This window comes from Flavobacterium bomense (genome assembly GCF_003970355.1).
The window spans coordinates 1-23214 of record NZ_RYDJ01000022.1 but is presented as its reverse complement, the minus strand read 5'-3'; the positions used below and the strand labels follow the sequence as shown (position 1 = coordinate 23214).

Below are 23214 nucleotides of genomic sequence, written 5' to 3'. Positions count from 1 at the left end.
GGGTCACGCCCAAAGGAACAACTTCAATCTTGACCACTCACCACTCACTTTTCACGATTCACTTTGTTGTCACTTTCTCTGTCCTTTTTATGAAATTTCCAAAAAAAGTATATCTTTAGCCAATTAAAAACCCAAAACCCAAAACCCAAAACCCAAAACCCAAAACCCAAAAAAACATGGAAGACCATAAACCAGACGATTTTAAAAGAGAATTAGGATTACTCGACGGAACCATGCTTGTGGTGGGTTCTATGATAGGTTCCGGGATATTTATTGTGAGCTCGGATATGGTGCGACAGCTGGGTTCTGCGGGTTGGTTGATTGCCATGTGGGTGCTTACAGGAACGATTACCGTGATTGCTGCCGTGAGTTATGGTGAGTTGAGCGCGATGTTTCCTAAAGCGGGCGGGCAGTATGTGTACATCAAGGAAGCCTACGGGAAACTGGTGGGTTTTTTGTACGGTTGGAGTTTCTTTGCGGTTATTCAAACCGGTACCATTGCTGCCGTGGGTGTGGCTTTTGCTAAATTTGCCGCCTATTTATACGCGCCTTTAAGTGATAAGAATATTTTATATGAGATAGGGGATTTTAAACTCAATGCCGCCCAGATTGTGTCTATTTTCACGATAATTTTGTTGAGTTACATCAACAGCCGTGGGGTAAAAAACTCTAAGATTTTACAGACGGTTCTGACGGTTATCAAAATTCTGTCGTTGGCAGGTTTGATTATTTTTGGTTTTATGGCTGCCAAAGCAGAAGTTTGGGACGCGAACTGGAACAATGTCTGGACGTCACAAGCCCTGAATGTGGAAACGGGTTCGTGGTTGCCTATTAGCGGAACGGCGTTGATATCAGGAATTTCGGCAGCACTAGTGGGTTCAATGTTCTCTAGTGTGGCTTGGGAAGGAGTAACTTTTATAGCTGGAGAAATAAAAAATCCAAAACGCAACGTGGGATTGAGTTTGTTTTTAGGAACCTTAATCGTGAGTGTGATTTATATTTTGGCTAACTTGATGTACTTGGCTGTTGTGCCTTTGTATGAAATTGCTACGGCCGAATCAGATCGTGTGGCTGTTGTGGCTTCGCAACGTATTTTTGGTTCGGTGGGAACATTAATAATCGCGGTGATGATTATGATTTCGACTTTTGCCTGTAACAACGGATTGATTATGGCCGGTGCCAGAGTGTATTATACGATGGCGCAAGATGGTGTTTTCTTCAAGAAAGCTGCTGAATTGAATCATGCCAGCGTTCCGGCTTGGTCTATCTGGGCGCAGTGTATCTGGGCTTCGGCGTTGTGTTTGACAGGGAAATATGGGGATTTATTGGATTTTGTGGTTATCATCGTTTTGATATTTTATATTCTGACTATTCTCGGAATATTTATTCTGCGCAAGAAAATGCCAGATGCCGAAAGACCGTATAAAGCTTTTGGATATCCATTTTTACCGGCACTGTATCTAATTATCGCGACAGCAATTTGTATAGCCTTGTTGTATACCAAAACCAGTACAAGCGGTTGGGGTGTTTTGATTATGCTGATTGGTATTCCGGTGTATTATTTGACAAAAGCTAAGGAATAGTTTTTTTAATTATGAGTTATGAATTTGCGGATGTTAAATCGAATTTTCAAATAAGACTTTTTAAAAAATCAGTAAAAATCTGCTAAAATCCGCGTCATCAGCGTACCAATTCAACACAGTAATGACAAATTAACACACATAAATCCGCTAAAATCCGCGTCATCAGCGTACCAATTCAATACAGTAATGACAAATTAACACACATAAAAAATCTGCTAAAATCCGTGTCATCTGCGTGCCAATTCAACACAGTAATGACAAATTAACACACATAAAAAATCCGCGTCATCAGCGTGCCAATTCGGTGTAATAGAAACAAAAAAATCCGTCTCGTTTTTCCTAACGGGACAGATTTTCTATTGAATTCAGGCTGGGTTGCGGTTGTTCCAAATTTAAAACTAAGGGGACTAAAACTAAAACTAAAAAAAAATTACAATCGCAAATCCACAACCTGTAAACGGCAGGCTAGTAATACGTAAAACGCCTTACTTTGGCAATGTATTTAGCCAATCTAATGACTTGATGGCTGTAGCCGTATTCGTTGTCGTACCAAATGTACAACACAATATTTTTTCCGTCTTTTGAAACAATGGTGGCGTTGCTGTCATAAATGGCAGGCTGCGATGTGCCGACGATATCCGATGAAACCAATTCGTTATTCATCGAATATTTGATTTGCTCGACTAATTCGCCTTCCAATGCATATTTTTTCATGATAGCATTGATTTCTAACAGCGATGTTTCTCTGGATACTTCCAGATTCAAGACGACCAAAGAGCCATTAGGAACGGGTACCCGAATGGCATTCGACGTTAATTTTCCCTCTAATGAAGGCAATGCTTTTGCAACAGCACTTCCGGCACCCGTTTCGGTAATCACCATATTCAAAGCGGCGGCTCTTCCACGACGGTATTTTTTGTGCATGTTGTCCACAAGATTCTGGTCGTTTGTGTATGCATGGATGGTCTCCAGATGTCCTTTGACAACGCCCAAAGTATCCTCAACAGCTTTCAAGATTGGCGTGATAGCGTTCGTAGTGCACGATGCCGCCGAAAAGATATTGATTTCATCCGGGTTGTATTCGTTGTGGTTTACGCCATGAACAATATTAGGAACTCCTTTTCCTGGAGCGGTAAGTAATACTTTTTCCACACCTTTGGAAACCAAATGGCAGCTTAGTGCTTCGTGTGTGGTAAAAGCACCCGTGTTGTCAATAACCAATGCATTATCAATTCCAAAAAGCGTATAATCAATTTCTTCAGGTCCGTTTGCCGTAATAATGTGTACAGTGGTTCCGTTGATAATCAAAGCATTATTTTCAGGATCAGCCGTTACGGAGCCTTGAAAATCACCATGAATCGAATCGTAACGCAATAAAGAAGCTCTTTTTTCAAGAGAATTAGCATCATTTTTATCGCGTGTTACGATGGCACGCAATCGCAATTGACTTCCTTTTCCGGTTTTCGACATTAATTCTCTGGCTAATAAACGACCAATGCGACCAAAACCATACAGCACCACATCTTTTGGTTGAATCTCCTCTGAGTTTTTGGCATTTTTTAATTTGTCAATGACAAAATACTTGGCGTCAGGATATGTATCTTCTTCTAAACCATATTCGTACGTCAGTTTTCCAATGTCTAATTTTGCAGGCGGTAAATTCAATTCTAAAATCGCTTTTGCAATTTTAACCGAATCAAATACTGAAATGGGTTTGCCTACAAATTCAGCCGCATATTCATGCAGGTTGATAATATCACTAACATTCCTGTCGATTAGCGGGTTTCTAAATAAAACCATCTCAATGGATTTATCATACCATAAATCGCTGATAATTTTAATCAGTTTTACTCCTGCACGTCGCCTGTCGGCTTGAAAAGAAACTTCCTTTTCGTATAAAGTTGTAGTTGCCATGTTAAAAATTTAATGAAAATAAAGGATTGTATTTTTTAAATTTGGCGCAAAAATACCCATTTCAATCGATTTCGTAAGCTATTTTTGGATTTATTTTAAAAATAAAAAAGCCACCCTGAAATATCAAGATGGCTTTGTTTTTTTTTTAAACAAGAATGCGCTAGAGAATTACACGCATGACTTCTCCCTTTTTAGTAATCATTTCGATGCGTATGGTTTGGTTTTCCTCTTTTTTACTTAAAAGTTGGGATACCGTTGCAACATCCGTAGCTTTGACATTGTCAATACTCAAGATAATATTTCCCACCAGCTCGTCTTCGTATTGCTTCAGATTTTGACTGCTTATGGATTTGATTCGCACGCCATAATCGATTTTGAATTTCTGCTTGTCAGCAGCCTCAATATTTTCTAATTCGATGCCTTTAAACTCGGCGCTGAAAAATTCATTTTTGCTAAGCACTACAGGAGCTACTCTTGTTTTTCCATCTCTGATATAGGTAACCTGTATTTTGTCATTGGGTCTTTTCGTATTGATGTATCCGGAAAGATCCGCAAAAGTAGCCACCTTTAGTTCGTCTAATTTGATGATGACATCTCCTTTTTCAAGTCCTGATTTTTCAGCTCCTGAATTTTTGGTAACTTTATTAATGTAAAAGCCTTGTGTTTGATTGATTCCCAGTTCTTTAGAAGTCATGCTATTTAGTTCGCCTCCTTCAACCCCAAGAATTCCGCGTTGTACATTCCCGTATTCCATGAGATCCTCAATGATTTTTCGGGCAATATTGGAAGGAACCGCAAACGAATAGCCTACATAAGAACCGGTCATGGAGGAAATCATCGTGTTGATTCCGATCAGTTCACCACGCGTGTTCACTAAGGCACCACCACTGTTTCCGGGGTTTACCGCAGCATCTGTTTGTATGAAAGACTGAATTCCGCTGGTGCCTAAATCTCTGGCTTTCGCCGAAACAATTCCGGCTGTTACCGTAGAGGTTAAATTATACGGATTTCCAACTGCCAAAACCCATTCACCCACTTTCACCGAATCAGAATTGGCAAAAACAGTATACGGTAATTTTTCATTCGCATCAATTTTCAACAAGGCAATATCCATTTTAGAGTCGGTTCCAATAAGTTTTGCCATGTATGATTTTTTGTTGTTTAAGGTGATTTCAATTTCTGATGCGCCTTTGATGACGTGATTATTGGTCACTATATAACCGTCCTCAGAAATGATTACTCCGGAACCCGTTCCTACTTGTTCCTGGGATTGTCCGCCTTTATACCCATAAAAATATTCTAAAATAGGATTGGTAATCGTTCTGCGGGAGACGTTTTTTACGTGTACCACCGTATGAATTGTTTTTTCTGCAGCCTCGGTAAAATCAAGAATCTCGGGAGACAGTCCGACTTTCGTTTCATACGAATCAGATGCAGCTGTTACCAAGGCATTTTTTTCACTGGAAAAATACCCATTGGTATCAAATAATAATTTGTAAGCGCCAAGTGTGACTCCCCCACTCAACAACGAAACCAAAAAAAGAGTTGAAATTTTTTTCATATGTAGATAATATTTGTTTTTTATAGGAATATGGTATCGCCAGATCTTCATTGGTGTTTGCGACAGCTTCTGTCATGGCGATTTCATAATTAAATTCGTTTATTAAGATATTTACTTGTAAAATTAAAAATAAAATAGCTTCCTAAAATACAGTTTAACGCTCTTTAACAATGATTAACATTTCATTAATAGTTCGTACTTTTGTAGCACACAATAGAAATTAAAATGCAACTACAATTTTATAAATACCAAGGAACAGGAAATGATTTTGTCCTGATTGATAATCGTTTGAATTTTTTCCCAAAAGAGAATACACAACACATTGCGCACTTGTGCGACAGACGTTTTGGGATAGGTGGCGATGGTCTTATTTTATTAGAAAATGATCCTGTAACCGATTTCAAAATGGTTTATTACAATTCCGATGGAAACCAAAGTTCCATGTGTGGCAATGGTGGACGCTGTTTAGTGGCTTTCGCCAAAAAGCTGCAGGTAATTGAGAATAAAGCTACTTTCATAGCCACAGATGGTTTGCATCACGCCACAATTGGCGATGACGGATTGGTATCATTACAAATGATTGATGTTGATGCCGTAAAAGTCAGTACAGATCATGTGTTTCTAAATACGGGATCGCCGCATCATGTACAACTGGTAGACGATCTGGAAAATTACAATATCAAGGAAAACGGAGCTGCTATTCGATACGGAGATTTGTACGGGAAAGCAGGAAGTAACATCAATTTTGTCAAACAAATTGACCAGGCCACTTTCTCTATGCGAACGTATGAAAGAGGCGTAGAGGATGAAACACTTTCTTGCGGAACAGGCGCAACAGCAGTAGCAATTGCAATGAACGTTATTGGAAAAACAAATGCTACTTCGATCGATTTAAATGTAGAAGGTGGAAAATTAGTCGTTTCTTTTGATAAAGGAGAAGGAAAATTCACTAATGTTTTTCTGAAGGGACCAGCAGAGTTTGTGTTTAAAGGAACAATTATTATTTAATTAGGAAGCTAAAGGATTTAATTTTTATTCAGTTAAAAAATAATTTTCACGAACAAAGTAGAAAATATGGTTAAAGCAATTATGATTCCGGATGATATTATCAGCAGTAAAATTTATTTGATAAGAGATCAAAAAGTTATGTTAGATAAAGATTTGTCGGAACTTTATGCGGTAGAAAACAAACAACTCAAGCGGCAGGTTCGTAGGAACATAGAACGCTTTCCAGAAGATTTTATGTTTGAACTTAATCAGTTAGAATTCGATAATTTGAGGAGCCAAATTGGCACCTCAAGTTGGGGAGGAACAAGGTATATGCCTATGGCATTCACAGAACAAGGTGTCGCAATGTTGTCAAGTGTACTTAACAGCACTACTGCTATAAAAGTAAATATTCAAATTATACGTGTTTTCACAAAAATAAGAGCGATGCTTACCGATACTATGAGTATGAAATTAGAAATTGAAGAAATTAAAAAGAAACTCTCCAATCATACTAAAAATATAGAACTTGTGTTTAATTATCTTGATGAACTAATTGACAAAAAAGATAATACCGAACCTAGAAAAAAAATAGGGTATAAAAATAATTAAGTAAAATCTTAATTTTAAAATGAAAACATTAAAAGGAGACAATATCTACATTCGGGCATTAGAACCCAATGATCTGGAGTTTGTATATGCCATAGAAAACGACCAGAGCATTTGGGAAGTCAGCAATACGCATACGCCATTCAGCCGGTTTTTAGTCAAGCAATATTTAGAAAATGCCCATCAGGATATTTATGAAGCCAAGCAATTGCGATTGGCTATTTGTCAGGATCAGGATTTCCCGGCCTTGGGTTTGATCGATTTATTTGATTTTGATCCAAAGAATAACAGGGCGGGAGTAGGTATTGTCATTCAAAAAAGCAAAAATCGAAAACAGAATATTGGTTCCGAAGCTTTGGAATTATTAATTGAATATGCTTTTTATAATCTAAATTTACACCAGTTATATGCAAATATTGGAACCGAAAATGAAGCTAGTAAAGCGCTTTTTACTAAATTTGGATTCAAAATGACAGGAGTCAAAAAGGAGTGGACTTTTGTGAATGGTATTTATAAAGACGAAGCTGTTTTTCAATTGATCAATACTAAATTTTAAAAAATGTAGTTTTAATTCATCATAATTTCAAACTAAAGTTAAAAATACTACTTTTCCAATAAAAATACCATATATGAATTTAAAGAAAATTATTACCATTACCGCTGTTGTTTTAATAGGAATACTGATGCTATACGGATTGGTTATTTTGCGCCAAATTTTTTCTTCTAACACCAAATTCTCAGAGAACGAAGTGTACGTGTACGTGCCAACGGATTCCAATTACGAAGAGGTCAAAAAAATAATTGCTCCGTATGTCGAAAACTTGGATCGTTTTGAGATGGTGGCCAATAAACGAGGCTATTCTGATAATGTAATTCCGGGGCGTTTTTTATTCAAAAAGGGAATGAACAGTTATGAACTGGTAAAAACATTGCGTCTTAATTCAGCAGTAAAGTTGGCTTTTAATAATCAGGAACGTATTGAGAATTTAGCCGGGCGTGTAGGTTCACAAATTGAAGCGGATAGCTTGTCATTACTGACTTCCTTCAAAGATTCTATTTTCTTGAAAGAAAACGGGTTCAATGAAGAGACTGTTTTGGTACTGTTTATTCCAAATACATACGAGATTTATTGGAACACTACCGCTGAAAAGTTCCGTGATAAAATGATTAAGGAATACCGTAATTTTTGGAACAAGGAAAGAGTTGCCAAAGCGCAAAAACAGGGACTTACTTCCATCGAAGCGACTATTCTGGCTTCAATTGTTCACAAAGAATCCGTAAAAAAAGACGAGAGACCAAGAATAGCCGGCGTGTATCTCAATCGGTTGCGAACGGGAATGCCATTGCAGGCAGATCCAACGGTAATATTTGCGATAAAGAAAAAAGCAAACGATTTTGATCAGGTTATCAAAAGGGTTTTCTACAAAGATTTGACAATGGCACATCCGTATAATACCTATATGAATGTAGGACTGCCTCCTGGACCTATCGCTATGCCTGATATTACAGCCATGGAAGCGGTTTTGGATCCTGAGAAAAACAATTTTATTTATTTTTGTGCCAGCGTGGAACGTTTTGGATACCATGAGTTTGCTGCCACATTAACGGAACACAATAAAAACGCCAAAAAATATTCGGATTGGATCAACAGCCAAGGCGTAAAAAGATAGTTTTGGGATTAAAAAAAGGGATTTTATTTTTATTTTTAGTGGGTTTCCAAACTGTATTTGCCCAAGAGCGTGCGGAATCTTTTTTTAAACCCTCCGATTCTTTGAATAGGAAAAAGCAAAAAGGGGTGTTTGTTGCTGAAGGTGCTTTGACCGCAGGAACGCTGATCGGTTTAAACCAACTTTGGTACGCTGATTATCCCAAATCTGATTTTCATTTTATAAATGACAATACTGATTGGCTACAGATGGACAAATCTGGGCATGTATTTTCTTCGTATCATCTGGGACGTCTTGGTGCCCAAATGCTGCAGTGGAGTGGGGCTTCTAAAAAAAATCAGCTACTATACGGAGCCGGCTTGGGCTTTGCATTTCTTACCGCCGTTGAGGTTCTGGATGGATATTCTGCTGCGTGGGGTGCCTCCTATGGCGATATAATTGCCAATGCTTCCGGGACAGCTTTATACGTTTCTCAGGAATTAATCTGGAATGAACAGCGTATTACCCCTAAATTCTCTTTTCATACCACCCAATATGCCAATTACAGACCGGAAGTTTTGGGCAGTTCTTTTACAGAGCAAATTTTAAAAGACTATAATGGTCAAACCTATTGGCTTTCTGTTAATTTGCACTCTTTTGCAAAATGCTCCAAGATTCCAAAATGGCTAAATGTAGCTTTGGGTTACGGAGCCGAAGGAATGCTGACCGGAAATAGCGATAATAACGCTTTTTCAACCACAAATCCACAAAGATTCCGACAGTTTTATTTGAGTATTGATGTTGATCTGACGAAAATAAAGACGCAGTCCCATTTTTTAAAGACTGTTTTTTCCGTTCTGAACACGGTTAAAATTCCGGCACCTACAATTGAATTCGTGCGTTTTAACGATATAAAATACCACTTAATTTATTTTTAAAAAAGTTTAACTACTTGATTATCAGACTTGTTATTTTTGTTGTATCTTTGCGCATAGAAATTTCTTAACGGGACAGCGTTTTGAAGAAAAACAATTTATGATTAAGAAGTGGTCTTTTTACACAGGTCTGACTGTGATTACAGTTTTTTTAAGCTCAGGTTTTAAACCGTTTAACCTAGAAACCAGTCCTTGGTTTCTTATTAATGAAGATGAGGGAGCACACTACTTATTTCCTTCTGAAGAACAAAATGAATACACCAAATTAAACATTCCTTTTACCGGAAATTTCTTTATCGGTTTTAAAGAAGCTATTGGATATAGAGAATCCGAAAGTAAATACAAAAAAGTGAACTCCCTCGGATATATGGGAAAATATCAGTTTGGTATTGAGACACTTAAATCGGTTGGAGTCTATAATCGGTCTGCCTTTTTGAATAGTCCTGAATTACAGGAAAAAGCATTTCTAGCGCTACTGGCGAAAAACAAATGGGAGCTGAAAAGAGAAATTGAAAAATACGAAGGCACTATATTAAACGGAATATTCGTTACCGAATCCGGGATATTAGCGGCAGCTCACCTTGGCGGAGCAGGCTCTGTAAAAAAATATTTTAAAAATAAAGGAAAACGAAATTTTAGAGACGCTTATGGTAGTTCTATAAAAAGCTATATGAAAATGTTTGGCGGGTATGATACTTCGTGTATTATTGCGGATAATAATGCAAAGGCAAAAAACATTTAATTCCTTTTTTATTCTAAAAAAAGAGGCTGTCATTATTTGACGGCCTCTTTTCTTTTATCCCATAGTCGAATTATTTAGCCTTAAGGATTTCTCTATTGGGACGCACCACCAAATTGATGGTTTCCTTCTATTTTTGATTTTTGCTTTCTCCGTTTCTTGAACATTTGATACGATTGCAATGCTTAAAAGAAGCAAAATAATAAGTGTTTTTGTGGAGTAAAACGGAACAAAGCTTCTCGATACGCTTCGCACTCGAAGTGACGTGTATCGAGAACCGTTTTTAATACTAATTTTCTAGTTCTCGATATAATCCCGCCTAAAAGCGGGATCACTCGAACTGACGAAAATTCCCATCAAAAACTAATTACCCCCAACGGGTTACTTGTAATAAATGACTAAAGGTAAGACGTGTTATTTTTTTAAATATTTAATTTAATGTTTATCAATAAGTAAGTCGAAAGTTTAAAAGTCGTAAAGTCAAAAGAATTAACTTTAAGTAAAACAGCTTTAAATCATATTGTTACATAATTTTATCTTGATTTTAAAATACGACATTATACCATGGTTATTACTTATTTTAAAAAAAATGGTAAAAATTAGTGTAATTCATAGCTAACTTTTTTAGAAATAGTTCTGTTTTGTAAACGTAGTCCGTTTAGCGGATAGGCATCTGATTTAAAACAAAAAACACCAGTCTTTCGATTGATGTTCTTAAATTTTGAGTCAAAATAATAGGCTGTGGTTTTAGTCGAAACTGTCCATTAAAATGTCTAATATCTTAATAGCCGCTTCACTGATTTTTGTGCCAGGGCCAAAAACGGCAACCGCACCGGCATCAAATAGAAACTGATAATCTTGTGCCGGAATTACGCCACCTACCACGACCATAATATCTTCTCGATCGTATTTTTTAAGTTCTGCAATAACTTGTGGTACCAGCGTTTTGTGTCCTGCCGCCAGTGAGGAAACTCCCAGGATGTGCACATCATTCTCTATCGCTTGTTTGGCCGCTTCGGCTGGTGTTTGAAAAAGGGGGCCAATGTCAACATCAAAACCTACATCAGCATACCCGGTAGCCACCACTTTAGCGCCACGATCGTGACCATCTTGTCCCATTTTGGCAATCATGATTCTAGGGCGACGTCCTTCTTTCTTTGCAAATTCATCTGCCAGTTGTTTTGCTTTTTCAAAGCTTTTGTCGTCTTTTATTTCTTTGCTATACACACCGCTAAAGGATTTAATTTGTGCTTTGTATCTTCCAAAAACTGTTTCCAGCGCATCGCTGATTTCTCCCAGCGTAGTTCTGTTTCGAGCGGCTTCAACCGCTATTTCCAGTAAATTTCCTTCACCAGTTTGCGCACAAAGGATTAATTTTTTCAGCGATTCCTGCACTTTTTCAGTAGCTCTGGTCGCTTTGATTCGGTCTAATTGTTCCAATTGTTGCTTGCGGACCATTTGATTGTCCACATCCAAAATCTGTAAAGGGTCTTCTTTTTCTAATCTATATTTGTTAACGCCCACAATAATATCCTGCCCGCTGTCTATTCTCGCTTGTTTTCTGGCTGCTGCTTCCTCGATTCTAAGTTTCGGAATTCCGGATTCAATAGCTTTGGTCATACCGCCCAGTTCTTCTACCTCTTGAATGAGTTTCCAGGCACTTTCAGCAATTTCATTTGTCAGACTTTCTACATAATAACTACCTGCCCAAGGATCAACCGTTTTGGTAATTTTAGTTTCGTCTTGTAAATAAAGTTGTGTGTTTCTGGCAATTCTGGCCGAGAAATCTGTTGGTAACGCAATTGCTTCATCTAAGGCGTTGGTATGCAAAGATTGTGTGCCTCCAAAAGCTGCTGCTGCTGCTTCAATACAGGTTCTTGCCACATTGTTAAAGGGATCTTGCTCGGTTAAACTCCATCCCGAAGTTTGACAATGGGTTCGTAACGCTAATGATTTATCGTCTTTTGGTTCAAATTGCTTTACTAATTTTGCCCAGATCATTCTTCCTGCTCGCATTTTGGCAATTTCCATAAAATGGTTCATTCCAATCGCCCAGAAAAAGGACAGTCGTGGGGCGAATTCATCAATTTTCATTCCGGTTGCTAATCCAGTTCTGATGTATTCCAATCCATCGGCCAGCGTGTACGCCAGTTCAATATCAGCCGTGGCTCCCGCTTCTTGCATGTGGTAGCCAGAAATGGAAATCGAGTTGAATTTGGGCATTTTTTTGCTGGTAAATTCAAAAATATCAGCAATGATTTTCATCGAAGGCGTTGGCGGATAAATATAGGTATTACGGACCATGAACTCTTTGAGAATATCATTTTGTATTGTACCGGAAAGCAACTCGGGTGCTACGCCTTGTTCTTCGGCGGCGACAATATAGAAAGCCATAATAGGTAAAACAGCGCCATTCATTGTCATAGAAACGGACATTTCATTAAGCGGAATTTGGTCGAATAATACTTTCATGTCTTCCACGGAGTCAATGGCAACTCCTGCTTTCCCCACATCGCCCACTACGCGCTCATGATCGGAATCATAGCCGCGGTGTGTGGGTAAATCAAAAGCAATGGATAGTCCTTTTTGACCCGCAGCCAGATTCCTCCTGTAAAAAGCATTGCTTTCTTCGGCAGTTGAAAATCCGGCATATTGACGCACCGTCCATGGTCGGCGGACGTACATTGTGGTGTATGGGCCGCGTAAATTGGGAGCAAAACCAGCCCCAAAATCAAGATGAGTAAGATTCTTAATATCTTGTTCTGAATACGTAGGTTTTACTTCTATTCCTTCTGCAGTTAGAAATGCATCAGACACAGCATTTTCATGCTCGACTTTTAGCGCTGTACTTTTTAATTGTATGTGTTGTAAATCTTTTCTTTTCATTTGTTTAGTACAAAGATTATAGTTTTTTGAAATTTTAATTCCTTTCAGTCCATATTTCAGTATTTCTTGAAGTATGAAAAATAGCTGTAATGACAATTATGTTCTCGTAGCTGTTGAAATGAATTAAGTATGGAAAATTTTCAATTAAAGCTACTCTGGTCTTATCATATCTTATTTGAAAAAGTAATGGATTTGACTTAATTATTTTTAAACTTTCCTTGAACGAATTGGAGAACGTATCGCCCAATTTAGGGTGAATGCCTTTGTACCAATCCAAAGCTGTTTTGAAATCAAGTTTAGCTTCCTCTACAATTACAATTTTATAACCCACCGTCAATATCTTTTAGAAAATCATCAATATCTTGAGCTGAAGATGGATTCTTAAGATATTTCTCAGTTCTTTCTCTAACTTGGTCCATTTGCCATTGAGGGATTTCTAAAGTATTCGACTTTGGAAGAATAATCACTTCAACTTCATCAGCATTAAAATCATTCGGCAGTGTGATGCTTATTTTGTGATTTTTCACCTTAACGATTTGTCTTATGGGTTCCATTATTTTATGTTTTTAGCAAAGTAAATATACTCTTTTCCAATGGTATTAAATAACAGCGTCGGGCTTACTATTCAAGATCCAATCGTTCCTGTTCCGTTTTTTCTGCCAGACGTTTTTCGATTATGGGTGTAATCAAGGTTTTTCTTGGTTTGACTTTTACAAAAGGAAACAATTCTAAATCGTGTTTCATTTTATCCTGTTTGTTAGGATGTTTGTTTGTTCCCAATAAAATTTCTTTCCCAGAATCAAATAGTTCCTGCGCGGTATCCGCACTTTCCTGAATTTTTCTTTTGATGATTCCGTCATTAAGTTGTTTCAGGAAACCGCCATTTGCCTCTATGTCTTTGAATAAAGCCAATGCTTTTTCCGCTATTTGATTGGTTAGGTTTTCGATATAATAACTGCCGTCTGCCGGATTGTTGACTTTGTCAAAATAACTTTCATTTTTGAGGATCAACAATTGGTTTCTCGCTATGCGGTCGCCAAATTCGTTGTCTTTGTGGTACAAAGCATCATAAGGTAAATTGGCAATAGCATCCGCTCCTCCAATAATGGCACTCATACATTCAGTTGTGGTACGCAACATATTTATATTGTAATCGTATAATGTTTTGTTACGTTTGGTAGGCGAAACGATGATGTTGCACGCTAAAGTATGGTTGTATTCCTTGGCAATCAGATTAAAAAGCAAGCGCAACGCTCGTAGTTTTGCAATTTCAAAAAAGTAATTTGTTCCTACGGCCACTTCAAAAACAATAGGTGTATTTATGGCGTCAATTCTATTGAAATACTCATTGGCTTGTCCCACACTATAAGCAATTTGCTGTACCATAGTGGCACCGGCATTTTGATACAACGCAGCGTTGATACTAAGTAGCGATACCGATGTTGTTGCTGCCGAAAGCAAATTCAGGGTGTCAAAATTGCTTTTTTCTTTCGTTGTAAACCAGTTTCCATCTTTGGCTAATTGTCCTATAGGATCCAGATTACAGAAAATTACAGTGTTGCTTTTCTTGGCGAAAACATCAATTTTTTTGACGAAATCGATTGAAATAAATCCCAGGTTAAAATAAACGGTAACGTTCTCTAAAGGCAATTTTTCCAATAGATCGGTAACGTTAATTGATTCGTTTTCTATTGTAAAGCGCAGGCTGTCTGCCCCGCGATTCAATGTGTCTAATGCCCGTTCTATTGATTTTTCAAGGTCGTAGACAAATATATTTTGGCAAATTCTAAATTCTGTTGCTTTTGTGGAAACGGGGAATACTTTTGTAAACTCCTCTTTGTGGTAAAAAGGTTTTACCTGAATGTCTTCCGGAGAATTCCAAACTACGGTTTCATTGTAATCCGCTCCATTGAGTTCAAATTGGATTTTTTGTTTCCATTGTTTGGAGGAAATGGGGTTGAAATCATCGAAAAGGTTTGTATCCATTTTGTTAGTCATTTTCCTCACTCCAGTCCTCGTCATAGGAGAGGGAACCGAAACTTGGTGTTCTGTTTTTAATAATTACTATAAATTGTACACTCTCTTCCCTTTGGGAATGGTTGGGAATGGGATTTTATTTTTGAATCGTGTCGCCTTCAAATTCGATGATGTAAATGTCTTCACTATCTTTTTTCATATAGTATTTTTCTCGGGCGTATTTTTCTATTTGTTCGGAATTATTTAATTGTTTGATATTCTCTTTGTCTTTTTTTATTTCGTCTTTGTAATATTCTGCATTGTCTTCCAGATCTTCAATTTGTTTGTCTAAAATGCGATGATCAAAATACGAATAGTTGTCCAGAAAAATCATCCAAGACGAAAAGAACAACAGGACCCAGACATATTTGTTGCTCAGGAATTTAAACCAAGGTTTGTCTTTATATGGATTTGTCATTTTTTTTATTTTTTTTAGCCCCGATTATAGTGGAAATCCTTTTAGTAGGTGATACTGACGAAGGAAGATTCACCTACTAAAAGATTGCAACGGAAAGCGGGAAATATCTCCTAATACTTATTCTGTTAAAATTACAACTAAATCACAGAATTTTTTGATTTATTACTGCGCGCACCACATCAATGGCTACTGTGTTGTATTTGTCATTTGGAATAATGATGTCCGCAAATGCCTTGGTTGGTTCAATGAACTGCTCGTGCATTGGCTTTAATGTGGTTTGGTATCTGTTAAGGACTTCATTCATGTCACGGCCACGTTCCATTATATCGCGTTTCATGCGTCGGATTAATCGTTCGTCAGAATCGGCATGAACGTATATTTTTACATCAAATAATTCTCTTAATTCGGGATTGGCCAAGATTAAAATTCCTTCTACAATCATCACTTTTCTGGGATGAGTAAAAACGGTATCGTCAGACCGGTTGTGGGTTACAAAGGAATAAACGGGTTGGTGAATGTTATTTCCTTCCTTTAATTCTTTGAGGTGGGCCACTAGCAACTCAAAATCAATGGCTCGGGGATGATCAAAATTGATCAATGCTCTTTCATCAAAGGAGAGTCCGTGATTTTCTTTGTAATATGAATCTTGTGAAATAATACCAACTTCTGTCTGTGGTAATTCATTCATAATCTGATGTACAACGGTTGTTTTTCCGCTTCCTGTACCACCTGCAATTCCTATAATGAGCATAAATTTTTTTATTATGTTTTTATTGGAACAAAAATAGGAATTTAATCGAGAGCAGATTTTGTTTTTTGAGGAAATCTTGCTAATTTAATATATTTACGAGTCATTTTTTAAGGGTATTTAGCTATCTTTAAATTCTAAACGAGAAACTATTGTATTCCCAAATTAATAAAAACATAAGTCGTTATGTCACTTTTGAACCCAAAGAATTAGAAATTTTCAATTCTTTGCTGGAATATAAAACCGTTGCTAAGAAAACGGTTTTACTTCAGGAAGGCGAAATGTGCCATTTTGAAGCTTTTGTCATCAAAGGTTGTGTCCGGAAATATTATATTGACGACAATGGTTTTGAAGTTATTCTGCAATTTGCCCTTGAGAATTCGTGGGTGAGCGATATTTCTTTTAGTATATACGAAGATGCACCAAGCCGTGTGTATATCGAAACATTGGAAGATTGTGATTTTTTGCTGTTCAGCCCGGAAGCAAAAGAAGAATTATTTGCCAAAGCACCAAAGTTTGAACGCGCGTTCCGCATCCTGATGCAGCGCAGTCTGGCCGTTACGCAAGACCGTTTGTTTCATACTATTTCTAAAACAGCGACCCAAAAATACATAGAGTTTCTGGAACAGTATCCCACACTATCGCAGCGCGTTGCCCAGCATTACATTGCTTCTTATCTAGGGATTTCGGCTGAGTTTTTAAGTAAAGTGAGAGCCAAAATGACAAAACTTTAAGGTCTCATAATTTTTAATTTCTTGTCCTGGTTCAATGCAAATGCCTTTTTTTTGACGCACCTTTGCATTATATTTTAAAGAATAGAACAATGGAAAATACAGATAAAAATACAGAAGGAGTACTTACGCATTTTGTTTTGCACAAAGGAAACACGCGGGGTCATGCCAATCACGGTTGGCTGGAATCCTATCATACGTTTAGTTTTGCGAATTATCAAAATCCGGAGCGAATGAATTTTGGCGTATTGCGCGTGCTCAATGATGACAGAGTCAATCAGGGGATGGGTTTTGGGAAACATCCGCATGACAATATGGAAATCATTTCTATTCCGCTCGAAGGCGATTTAGAACACCATGACAGTATGGGCAATACTACCGTAATCAAGGAAGGGGATATTCAGGCCATGAGTGCCGGTACCGGAATTTTTCACAGCGAATACAATAAAAATAAAGACCAGCTGGTTAAATTTTTGCAGATTTGGATTTATCCAAATAAAAAAAATGTAACGCCTCGTTATGATCAAGTTACTTTAGATTTGAACGACCGTCACAATAAGCTCCAACAAATTCTATCCCCAAATCCTGAGGATGAAGGTGTCTGGATTCATCAAGATGCGTGGTTTCATATAGGGAAATTCGACGAGAATTTTGCTGCCACGTATGCATTAAAAAAACCCGGAAACGGAATCTACGCTTTTGTTTTGAAAGGCGATTTTGCCATAGGAAACATTGCTTTAAACGAGCGAGACGGAGTAGGAATCTGGGACACCAATGCTATTAAAATTACCGCTAATTCCGCTAGTGCCGAAATCCTGTTGATGGAAGTACCCATGCAATTGTAATTGATTTTTGATGATCATACTCGTCAGTTCGAGTGATCCCGATTTTGGGCGGGATCGTATCGAGAACAAGAAAATTTTGAATTAAAAACGGTTCTCGATACGCTTCGCACTCGAACTGACGTTTGGTATAATTACACATGATGTTCACGAATGTTTCCAGTCAATAAATTGCCACCACCGTAATCCGATTGATAAATGCCGTTCCTGCATGGAATGGCGCGGGTGTGTTGCAGGATTCGCAAGCAAAGAAAGTGTTTCTGGAGAACCATTTAAGTGGCGCTACTGTTCCGCACGATTCTGACGCAGCAAAAAAGAATTATGTGAACAAGTTGTTTTTTAAACAATACTTAATGCAAATTATTTATATTTGCTTCGTAAGAATTCAATTGAGTTTAGCAGTAGAAAATTGAGCTTTTTTCGCACGGAAAGAACAACAAAAAGTAGCATTTTAGCATGAACCAATGAACCATTCCGAACAAAAAAACACCACTTGGCTGTTTGAAATAACACCTAAAAATAAATTTTTCTCCCTTAACCTGAAGGAAGTGTGGCAGTATAGAGATTTGCTGCTGCTTTTTGTAAAAAGGGATGTGGTGACCGTCTATAAGCAAACGGTTTTAGGGCCACTTTGGTACCTTATACAACCGCTGTTTACCTCCATTACTTTTACTATTATTTTCAATAATGTTGCGGGCATCAATACCGGAACCGTGCCGCCTTTTTTGTTTAATTTGGCCGGGATTACCGTTTGGAATTACTTCACGGCCTGTCTCAATGGTACCTCGAATACCTTTGGCAGTAATGCAGGTATCTTTGGGAAAGTATATTTCCCTCGCATTATTGTACCGCTGTCTATTGTTGTTTCCAACTTATTGAAGTTTGGAATTCAATTTTTTATATTCATTTGTTTTTACGGCTATTATTATACCCAAGGAGCTGCCATAGGGATGAATACAGCGACTTTGTTTTTTCCACTACTGATCGTTATGATGGGAGTTTTAGGATTGGGACTGGGAATGTTTATCTCTTCCTTAGTCACTAAATACCGAGATTTTAGTAATTTGGTTGGTTTTGGAGTGCAATTATTGATGTATTTGTCCGCCGTGATGTACCCAATGGCACTCATCAAAGAAAAATTGCCGGATTACGGCTGGCTGATAACCTACAATCCCTTGGCGTATGTGATCGAAACGACACGATACATGCTGCTGGATGTTGGACACATATCTGTTTTGGGATTGGGATATACCTTTTTGATTACGGTACTGGTGTTCTTAGTGGGAGTTTTGATTTTTAACAGAACCGAAAAAAGTTTTATCGATACAGTGTAAAGAACAGGGTCCTGATGAAAGGGTTCATTTTAGGATTGATTTTTTAGCCAGTAAGAAAAGTAAGAAAGTTAAGCTGTTGGGTATAATTAATTTTTGATGATAATTTTCCGTCAGTTCGAGTGATCCTGCTTTTGGGCGGGATCGTATCGAGAACAAGAAAATTTTAAATTAAAAACGGTTCTCGATACGCTTCGCACTCGAACTGACGTTTGGTATAATTACACGCAACGGGAATAAAAGTAAGTTTTTAAGGGTAACAAACCGTAATGCCTTACTGGTTCAAAAGGAAATATCCGTTCTTATCAAAAAACAAAAAGACGATACATTTATAGTATGGTACGGTATAGTTAAAGTCGGTTTGGTAGGGCTTCTTTTTTAGTCACTGATTTAGGTGATTTTTCATCTGGGTTTAAATGGATTTCGCAAATGGTTTGTATTGATTGCTAGTTATTTGTGTCTTTTTTTATGTTTTCTTGTGTTTCAGAGGAGAAATAAAAAATAAAACGGCAACATATTCTAGTTATATTTGCCTCTATTATCTATGACTTTTTCAGCTCATTAATGTGAGTTGAAGTCGCGAAGCGGTAGGTTAAAATGTACAATTCAATTGTAATTGTTTAAAAAAAAATGAATTCAAGTATAAAAATAGCGGTAATTGGATTAGGGTATGTCGGACTTCCATTGGCTCGATTATTTGCAACTCAATATGCTGTTGTGGGATTTGATATCAATGCCTCTCGGGTAGCATCCTTACAATCAGGCACGGATACTACACTGGAGATTTCGGATGAAGTATTACGCAAGGTATTAGTCTCAAGTTTTGTCACCTCGAGCGCAGTCGAGAGGCAGAGCGCAGTCGAAAAATCGTCAGCTACAAACGGATTAATAGTATCTTCAGAAAGCACTGCTATTGCGGATTGCAATTATTACATCATCACGGTGCCAACTCCGGTAGACAAAAATAATCGTCCAGACTTAACGCCTTTGTACAAATCTTCTGAAACGGTGGGAAAGGTTTTAAAAAAAGGAGATATCGTTATCTACGAATCCACTGTTTATCCTGGTGTAACTGAGGAAGAATGTGTGCCTGTATTAGAAAAATTTTCAGGATTAAAATTCAATGTTGATTTTTTTGCCGGCTATTCCCCGGAACGAATTAATCCCGGAGACAAAGAACATACGGTCGAGAAAATTCTGAAAGTGACTTCTGGTTCCACGCCGGAGATCGGAATAAAAGTGAATGAATTATACCAATCTGTTATTACGGCAGGAACACATCTGGCTCCTTGTATAAAAGTGGCCGAAGCCGCCAAAGTAATTGAAAACTCACAGCGCGATATCAATATAGCGTTTGTAAACGAATTGGCCAAGATATTTAATTTAATGAATATTGATACGCATGCCGTTTTGGAAGCAGCGAGCACCAAATGGAATTTTCTGCCTTTCAAACCCGGATTAGTGGGCGGACATTGTATTGGGGTAGATCCCTATTATTTGGCACAACGCGCACAAGAATTTGGATATCATCCTGAAATTATATTAGCAGGAAGACGCCTAAATGACAGTATGGGAGAATATGTAGCGTCTCAAATTGTAAAATTGATGATCAAAAAGGGCATTTCTATAAATGGTGCGGCACTTTTAATGCTGGGCATCACCTTTAAAGAAAACTGTCCCGACGTGCGCAATACCAAAATTGTGGATGTAATCACTGCGTTAGCGGATTATGGCATTGTCATCACCATTTATGATCCCTTGGCAAACCCATCAGAAGTACAACACGAATACCAATTAGAAACAACCGCTACAGTGCCCAATAATAAATTTGATGCCATTGTGTTAGGAGTGGCGCATGCTGCCTTTTTAGCGATAGATTTGTCACAGTTACAAAAAGAAACTAGTGTGTTGTATGATGTAAAAGGAGTTTTAGGGGATGCAGTCGATGGGAGATTGTAAATAGTACCGTTCGGACTCAAACCATAATAGTAGAAAACATGAAAATAGGGATAACATTCAGTGCTTTTGATTTGTTGCATGCCGGACATATCAAAATGTTAGAGGAAGCAAAAGGACAGTGTGACTATTTAATTGCGGGACTGCAAACAGATCCTACTATCGATCGTCCTGAAAAAAACAGGCCTACCCAATCTGTGGTTGAACGCTATATTCAACTCAAAGGCTGTAAGCATGTAGATGAAATAGTTCCTTATGCAACAGAGCAAGATCTGGAGGATATTTTACGTGCGTTCAAAATTGATGTCCGCATCGTAGGAGATGAATATAAAGACAAGAATTTTACGGGACGAAACTACTGTGAAGAAAAAGGGATCGTGCTTTTTTTTAATATACGAGACCATCGCTTTTCAAGTAGCAGCTTGCGAAAAGAAGTCACAGAGAAAGAACTGATGAAAGAGAAGTAGTGTTTTTTAGTGAATGCTGAGTGGTGAAAAGTGGAGCTATAGAGGTTAGGGGCGTGTTTATGTTCTAAAATTCAAACATTTCATCCTCTCACTGTACTCTAAAGTATTCAAGTCATTACAGCAAAGAAGTTTGCGTTTAGTAGTCTTCATACTAAGTTTTTAAGTCATTAACTCGAAACTTTAAAAAAGAAGCGAAAGAAAAAAAGGGAATTTAATTTGATTCCTGTCTAAATAAAAATATAATTAGAATAGTCGCCAATAGGCTGTTTTGTAAACCCCAAATCGAGGCGTCAAATCACTTATAAGCACTAATTGCACAAAAAACACTATGAAAAAACAGCCTGCAGTAACACATGTAATCCTTACCGGAGGAGTGGGAAGCCGATTGTGGCCGCTATCTCGCAAAAGTCAACCCAAACAATATTTAGATTTATTTGAAGGTAAATCGTTATTTGCAATGACCGTGGAGCGCAATCGTACTTTGGTGGACCAGATTATGGTTGTGGGAAATAGTGATAACTGTCATTTAAGTCGGCACGTTCTAGAAAAATCCAATACTCCATATATCGATATTGTTGAATCTACTCCGCGAAATACGGCTGCAGCCATCGCTTTTGCTGCACTAGCTTCTGATCCGGAGGCTATTTTAATCGTGACGCCCTCGGATCATATTATAGGCGATATGGAACACTATAATAAGGCGATTCAGGAAGCAGTAGAAAAGGCTTCTAACGGTTTTATTGTTACTTTCGGTATTATTCCGACGAAACCAGAAACGGGATACGGGTATATTGAGCGCAAGGGTGAGGATGTGGTTTCCTTCCGGGAAAAACCAAACCAAGTTACCGCGAGGGAATTTATCTCTAAAGGCAATTTTTTATGGAACAGCGGGATGTTTTGTTTCAAAGCAGGCATTTTTCTGGAGGAATTAAAGACCTATAATCCGGAAGTCTATGAAAAATCTAAAATTGCATGGGACAACAACAGCAATGGAAATCTAGATTTGGCTTTATCCATGGATATACCATCCATCAGTATTGATTATGCGGTAATGGAGCGCAGTAAAAAGATAAAAGTGGTCGTGTCTGAATTTTCATGGTCGGACTTGGGTTCTTTCGAATCGGTGTACGACTATTTAGTGGCAACGGGACATCCTGTTGATCCCAATGGAAATATGGTGATTGGCAATACAAATTATACGGCGTTTGTGGGAATGAAAAACACTATTTTCGTCTATACGGATACTGCTAATTTGATTCTTCAAAAAAATAGTTCTCAAGATGTTAAGAATGTATACAATGCATTGGAACAGGAAAAACCGGAATTATTACAGTAATGGACACCGCCTCAAAAATATATATCGTAGGACACAATGGAATGGTGGGAAGTTCGTGCATCTATCCTAAATTGGCACCACAGCCCCTGAAAGAGGAATACTTGCTCACAGGTCCCTTGGAACCAGCAAACTGGACGGTACACCCAGAAAACTAATGGACATCTCCAAGATGCACGCACTAGGATGGAAACATCAGGTGCAGCTGGAAGAAGGAATCCAGAGAACCTACAATTGGTTTTTGGAGAATGTAAATGCATTTAAGCAAGTTAAGATGTAGGGAAAAGTTTAATCGGTTAAGAAAAGATTAATCGTTTAATCGGTTAGGAAAGGGTTAATCGATGAGAAAAAGGGTTAATCGGTTATGAAAAGTTTAATCGGTTAGGAAGGGGTTAATCGGTTAACGAAATAGTAAACAATTAACCAATTAACCAGAACCAGTTAAACACTTAACCCATTAACCATTTAAAGAAAAAAGTATAATCGGTTAACGAAATAGTAAACGATTAACC

At 37.8% G+C, this 23214-nt stretch carries 23 protein-coding genes and 1 pseudogene; 16 read left to right on the top strand and 8 right to left on the bottom strand.

Annotated features, from left to right (window positions below; translation table 11 throughout):
- Positions 1 to 176: 176 nt before the first annotated feature.
- Positions 177 to 1583, top strand: coding sequence for an APC family permease (locus tag EKL98_RS14575; RefSeq protein WP_126456055.1), 1407 nt, complete (start codon positions 177 to 179; stop codon positions 1581 to 1583).
- A gap of 465 nt (positions 1584 to 2048) precedes the next feature.
- On the opposite strand, the gene EKL98_RS14570 is transcribed toward EKL98_RS14575, so the two are convergent.
- Both EKL98_RS14570 and EKL98_RS14565 read right to left on the bottom strand, forming a co-directional pair.
- Positions 2049 to 3497, bottom strand: coding sequence for a glyceraldehyde-3-phosphate dehydrogenase (locus EKL98_RS14570; protein ID WP_126562980.1), 1449 nt, complete (start codon positions 3495 to 3497; stop codon positions 2049 to 2051).
- Positions 3498 to 3657: 160 nt separating this feature from the next.
- Positions 3658 to 5058: a trypsin-like peptidase domain-containing protein gene (locus EKL98_RS14565; RefSeq protein WP_126461401.1), complete on the bottom strand. Its 1401-nt coding sequence runs from the start codon at positions 5056 to 5058 to the stop codon at positions 3658 to 3660.
- Positions 5059 to 5283: 225 nt separating this feature from the next.
- Between EKL98_RS14565 and dapF the strand changes: the two genes are divergently transcribed.
- From dapF to EKL98_RS14535, 6 genes are all read left to right on the top strand, one after another.
- Entirely contained in the window at positions 5284 to 6066 is a 783-nt protein-coding gene (dapF, locus tag EKL98_RS14560) for a diaminopimelate epimerase (RefSeq protein ID WP_126562979.1), read from the top strand.
- A gap of 66 nt (positions 6067 to 6132) precedes the next feature.
- Positions 6133 to 6657 (top strand): ORF6N domain-containing protein, encoded by a 525-nt coding sequence (locus tag EKL98_RS14555; protein ID WP_126461395.1) that lies wholly within the window; start codon positions 6133 to 6135, stop codon positions 6655 to 6657.
- A gap of 19 nt (positions 6658 to 6676) precedes the next feature.
- A complete protein-coding gene (locus EKL98_RS14550; protein WP_126456048.1) occupies positions 6677 to 7210 on the top strand; it encodes a GNAT family N-acetyltransferase in 534 nt (177 codons plus the stop codon).
- A 73-nt stretch (positions 7211 to 7283) separates the two neighbouring features.
- A complete protein-coding gene (gene mltG / locus EKL98_RS14545; RefSeq protein WP_126562978.1) occupies positions 7284 to 8324 on the top strand; it encodes an endolytic transglycosylase MltG in 1041 nt (346 codons plus the stop codon).
- Positions 8294 to 9238: a DUF2279 domain-containing protein gene (locus EKL98_RS14540; RefSeq protein ID WP_394343480.1), complete on the top strand. Its 945-nt coding sequence runs from the start codon at positions 8294 to 8296 to the stop codon at positions 9236 to 9238. Before mltG ends, EKL98_RS14540 begins: the two co-directional genes overlap by 31 nt.
- Positions 9239 to 9335: 97 nt before the next feature.
- The gene (locus EKL98_RS14535) at positions 9336 to 9977 is read left to right on the top strand and encodes a peptidoglycan-binding protein LysM (RefSeq protein WP_126562977.1); all 642 of its coding nucleotides are present in this window, start codon (positions 9336 to 9338) and stop codon (positions 9975 to 9977) included.
- Between the two features lie 744 nt (positions 9978 to 10721).
- Here EKL98_RS14535 and scpA read toward each other — a convergent pair.
- From scpA to udk, 6 genes are all read right to left on the bottom strand, one after another.
- A complete protein-coding gene (scpA, locus tag EKL98_RS14530; protein ID WP_126562976.1) occupies positions 10722 to 12860 on the bottom strand; it encodes a methylmalonyl-CoA mutase in 2139 nt (712 codons plus the stop codon).
- Between the two features lie 34 nt (positions 12861 to 12894).
- Positions 12895 to 13191 (bottom strand): type II toxin-antitoxin system RelE/ParE family toxin, encoded by a 297-nt coding sequence (locus EKL98_RS14525; RefSeq protein WP_126456040.1) that lies wholly within the window; start codon positions 13189 to 13191, stop codon positions 12895 to 12897.
- On the bottom strand, positions 13181 to 13414 hold the full coding sequence (locus tag EKL98_RS14520) for a hypothetical protein (RefSeq protein WP_126461382.1): 234 nt from the start codon (positions 13412 to 13414) through the stop codon (positions 13181 to 13183). The genes EKL98_RS14525 and EKL98_RS14520 overlap by 11 nt, the downstream gene beginning before the upstream one ends.
- A gap of 67 nt (positions 13415 to 13481) precedes the next feature.
- Positions 13482 to 14846, bottom strand: coding sequence for a methylmalonyl-CoA mutase subunit beta (locus tag EKL98_RS14515; RefSeq protein WP_126562975.1), 1365 nt, complete (start codon positions 14844 to 14846; stop codon positions 13482 to 13484).
- 127 nt (positions 14847 to 14973) lie between these two features.
- Positions 14974 to 15294, bottom strand: coding sequence for an FtsB family cell division protein (locus EKL98_RS14510; RefSeq protein WP_126456033.1), 321 nt, complete (start codon positions 15292 to 15294; stop codon positions 14974 to 14976).
- Between the two features lie 142 nt (positions 15295 to 15436).
- Positions 15437 to 16045 (bottom strand): uridine kinase, encoded by a 609-nt coding sequence (gene udk / locus EKL98_RS14505; RefSeq protein WP_126461373.1) that lies wholly within the window; start codon positions 16043 to 16045, stop codon positions 15437 to 15439.
- Between the two features lie 149 nt (positions 16046 to 16194).
- On the opposite strand from udk, the gene EKL98_RS14500 reads away from it, so the two are divergent.
- The 9 genes and pseudogenes from EKL98_RS14500 to EKL98_RS14460 form a co-directional block, all read left to right on the top strand.
- The gene (locus EKL98_RS14500) at positions 16195 to 16776 is read left to right on the top strand and encodes a Crp/Fnr family transcriptional regulator (RefSeq protein WP_126562974.1); all 582 of its coding nucleotides are present in this window, start codon (positions 16195 to 16197) and stop codon (positions 16774 to 16776) included.
- 89 nt (positions 16777 to 16865) lie between these two features.
- Positions 16866 to 17618, top strand: a complete 753-nt coding sequence (locus EKL98_RS14495; protein ID WP_126562973.1) for a pirin family protein — start codon at positions 16866 to 16868, stop codon at positions 17616 to 17618.
- A 188-nt stretch (positions 17619 to 17806) separates the two neighbouring features.
- Positions 17807 to 18028 carry a hypothetical protein gene (locus tag EKL98_RS18160; protein ID WP_126562972.1) on the top strand — a complete coding sequence of 74 codons (222 nt, stop codon included), beginning with the start codon at positions 17807 to 17809 and terminating at the stop codon, positions 18026 to 18028.
- 51 nt (positions 18029 to 18079) lie between these two features.
- On the top strand, positions 18080 to 18949 hold the full coding sequence (locus tag EKL98_RS14485; RefSeq protein ID WP_126562971.1) for an ABC transporter permease: 870 nt from the start codon (positions 18080 to 18082) through the stop codon (positions 18947 to 18949).
- Between the two features lie 627 nt (positions 18950 to 19576).
- Complete coding sequence (locus EKL98_RS14480; protein WP_199740708.1) at positions 19577 to 20905, top strand: nucleotide sugar dehydrogenase; 1329 nt, start codon at positions 19577 to 19579, stop codon at positions 20903 to 20905.
- A 38-nt stretch (positions 20906 to 20943) separates the two neighbouring features.
- Positions 20944 to 21369: an adenylyltransferase/cytidyltransferase family protein gene (locus EKL98_RS14475; protein ID WP_126461356.1), complete on the top strand. Its 426-nt coding sequence runs from the start codon at positions 20944 to 20946 to the stop codon at positions 21367 to 21369.
- A gap of 328 nt (positions 21370 to 21697) precedes the next feature.
- On the top strand, positions 21698 to 22705 hold the full coding sequence (locus tag EKL98_RS14470) for a mannose-1-phosphate guanylyltransferase (RefSeq protein WP_126555354.1): 1008 nt from the start codon (positions 21698 to 21700) through the stop codon (positions 22703 to 22705).
- Positions 22705 to 22860 (top strand): hypothetical protein, encoded by a 156-nt coding sequence (locus tag EKL98_RS17895; RefSeq protein ID WP_199740707.1) that lies wholly within the window; start codon positions 22705 to 22707, stop codon positions 22858 to 22860. Before EKL98_RS14470 ends, EKL98_RS17895 begins: the two co-directional genes overlap by 1 nt.
- Positions 22827 to 22982, top strand: a pseudogene (locus tag EKL98_RS14460) (GDP-L-fucose synthase); the annotation flags it as partial. The gene EKL98_RS17895 and the pseudogene EKL98_RS14460, both read left to right, overlap by 34 nt.
- Between the last annotated feature and the right edge of the window lie 232 nt (positions 22983 to 23214).

What these genes read in the sequence shown, in the direction of transcription:
- EKL98_RS14575 (WP_126456055.1), top strand. Translation starts at nt 177, where the DNA reads ATGGAAGACCATAAACCAGACGATTTTAAAAGAGAATTAGGATTACTC.
- EKL98_RS14570 (WP_126562980.1), bottom strand. Translation starts at nt 3,497, where the DNA reads ATGGCAACTACAACTTTATACGAAAAGGAAGTTTCTTTTCAAGCCGAC.
- EKL98_RS14565 (WP_126461401.1), bottom strand. Translation starts at nt 5,058, where the DNA reads ATGAAAAAAATTTCAACTCTTTTTTTGGTTTCGTTGTTGAGTGGGGGA.
- dapF (WP_126562979.1), top strand. Translation starts at nt 5,284, where the DNA reads ATGCAACTACAATTTTATAAATACCAAGGAACAGGAAATGATTTTGTC.
- EKL98_RS14555 (WP_126461395.1), top strand. Translation starts at nt 6,133, where the DNA reads ATGGTTAAAGCAATTATGATTCCGGATGATATTATCAGCAGTAAAATT.
- EKL98_RS14550 (WP_126456048.1), top strand. Translation starts at nt 6,677, where the DNA reads ATGAAAACATTAAAAGGAGACAATATCTACATTCGGGCATTAGAACCC.
- mltG (WP_126562978.1), top strand. Translation starts at nt 7,284, where the DNA reads ATGAATTTAAAGAAAATTATTACCATTACCGCTGTTGTTTTAATAGGA.
- EKL98_RS14535 (WP_126562977.1), top strand. Translation starts at nt 9,336, where the DNA reads ATGATTAAGAAGTGGTCTTTTTACACAGGTCTGACTGTGATTACAGTT.
- scpA (WP_126562976.1), bottom strand. Translation starts at nt 12,860, where the DNA reads ATGAAAAGAAAAGATTTACAACACATACAATTAAAAAGTACAGCGCTA.
- EKL98_RS14520 (WP_126461382.1), bottom strand. Translation starts at nt 13,414, where the DNA reads ATGGAACCCATAAGACAAATCGTTAAGGTGAAAAATCACAAAATAAGC.
- EKL98_RS14515 (WP_126562975.1), bottom strand. Translation starts at nt 14,846, where the DNA reads ATGGATACAAACCTTTTCGATGATTTCAACCCCATTTCCTCCAAACAA.
- EKL98_RS14510 (WP_126456033.1), bottom strand. Translation starts at nt 15,294, where the DNA reads ATGACAAATCCATATAAAGACAAACCTTGGTTTAAATTCCTGAGCAAC.
- udk (WP_126461373.1), bottom strand. Translation starts at nt 16,045, where the DNA reads ATGCTCATTATAGGAATTGCAGGTGGTACAGGAAGCGGAAAAACAACC.
- EKL98_RS14495 (WP_126562973.1), top strand. Translation starts at nt 16,866, where the DNA reads ATGGAAAATACAGATAAAAATACAGAAGGAGTACTTACGCATTTTGTT.
- EKL98_RS14485 (WP_126562971.1), top strand. Translation starts at nt 18,080, where the DNA reads ATGAACCATTCCGAACAAAAAAACACCACTTGGCTGTTTGAAATAACA.
- EKL98_RS14480 (WP_199740708.1), top strand. Translation starts at nt 19,577, where the DNA reads ATGAATTCAAGTATAAAAATAGCGGTAATTGGATTAGGGTATGTCGGA.
- EKL98_RS14475 (WP_126461356.1), top strand. Translation starts at nt 20,944, where the DNA reads ATGAAAATAGGGATAACATTCAGTGCTTTTGATTTGTTGCATGCCGGA.
- EKL98_RS14470 (WP_126555354.1), top strand. Translation starts at nt 21,698, where the DNA reads ATGAAAAAACAGCCTGCAGTAACACATGTAATCCTTACCGGAGGAGTG.
- EKL98_RS17895 (WP_199740707.1), top strand. Translation starts at nt 22,705, where the DNA reads ATGGACACCGCCTCAAAAATATATATCGTAGGACACAATGGAATGGTG.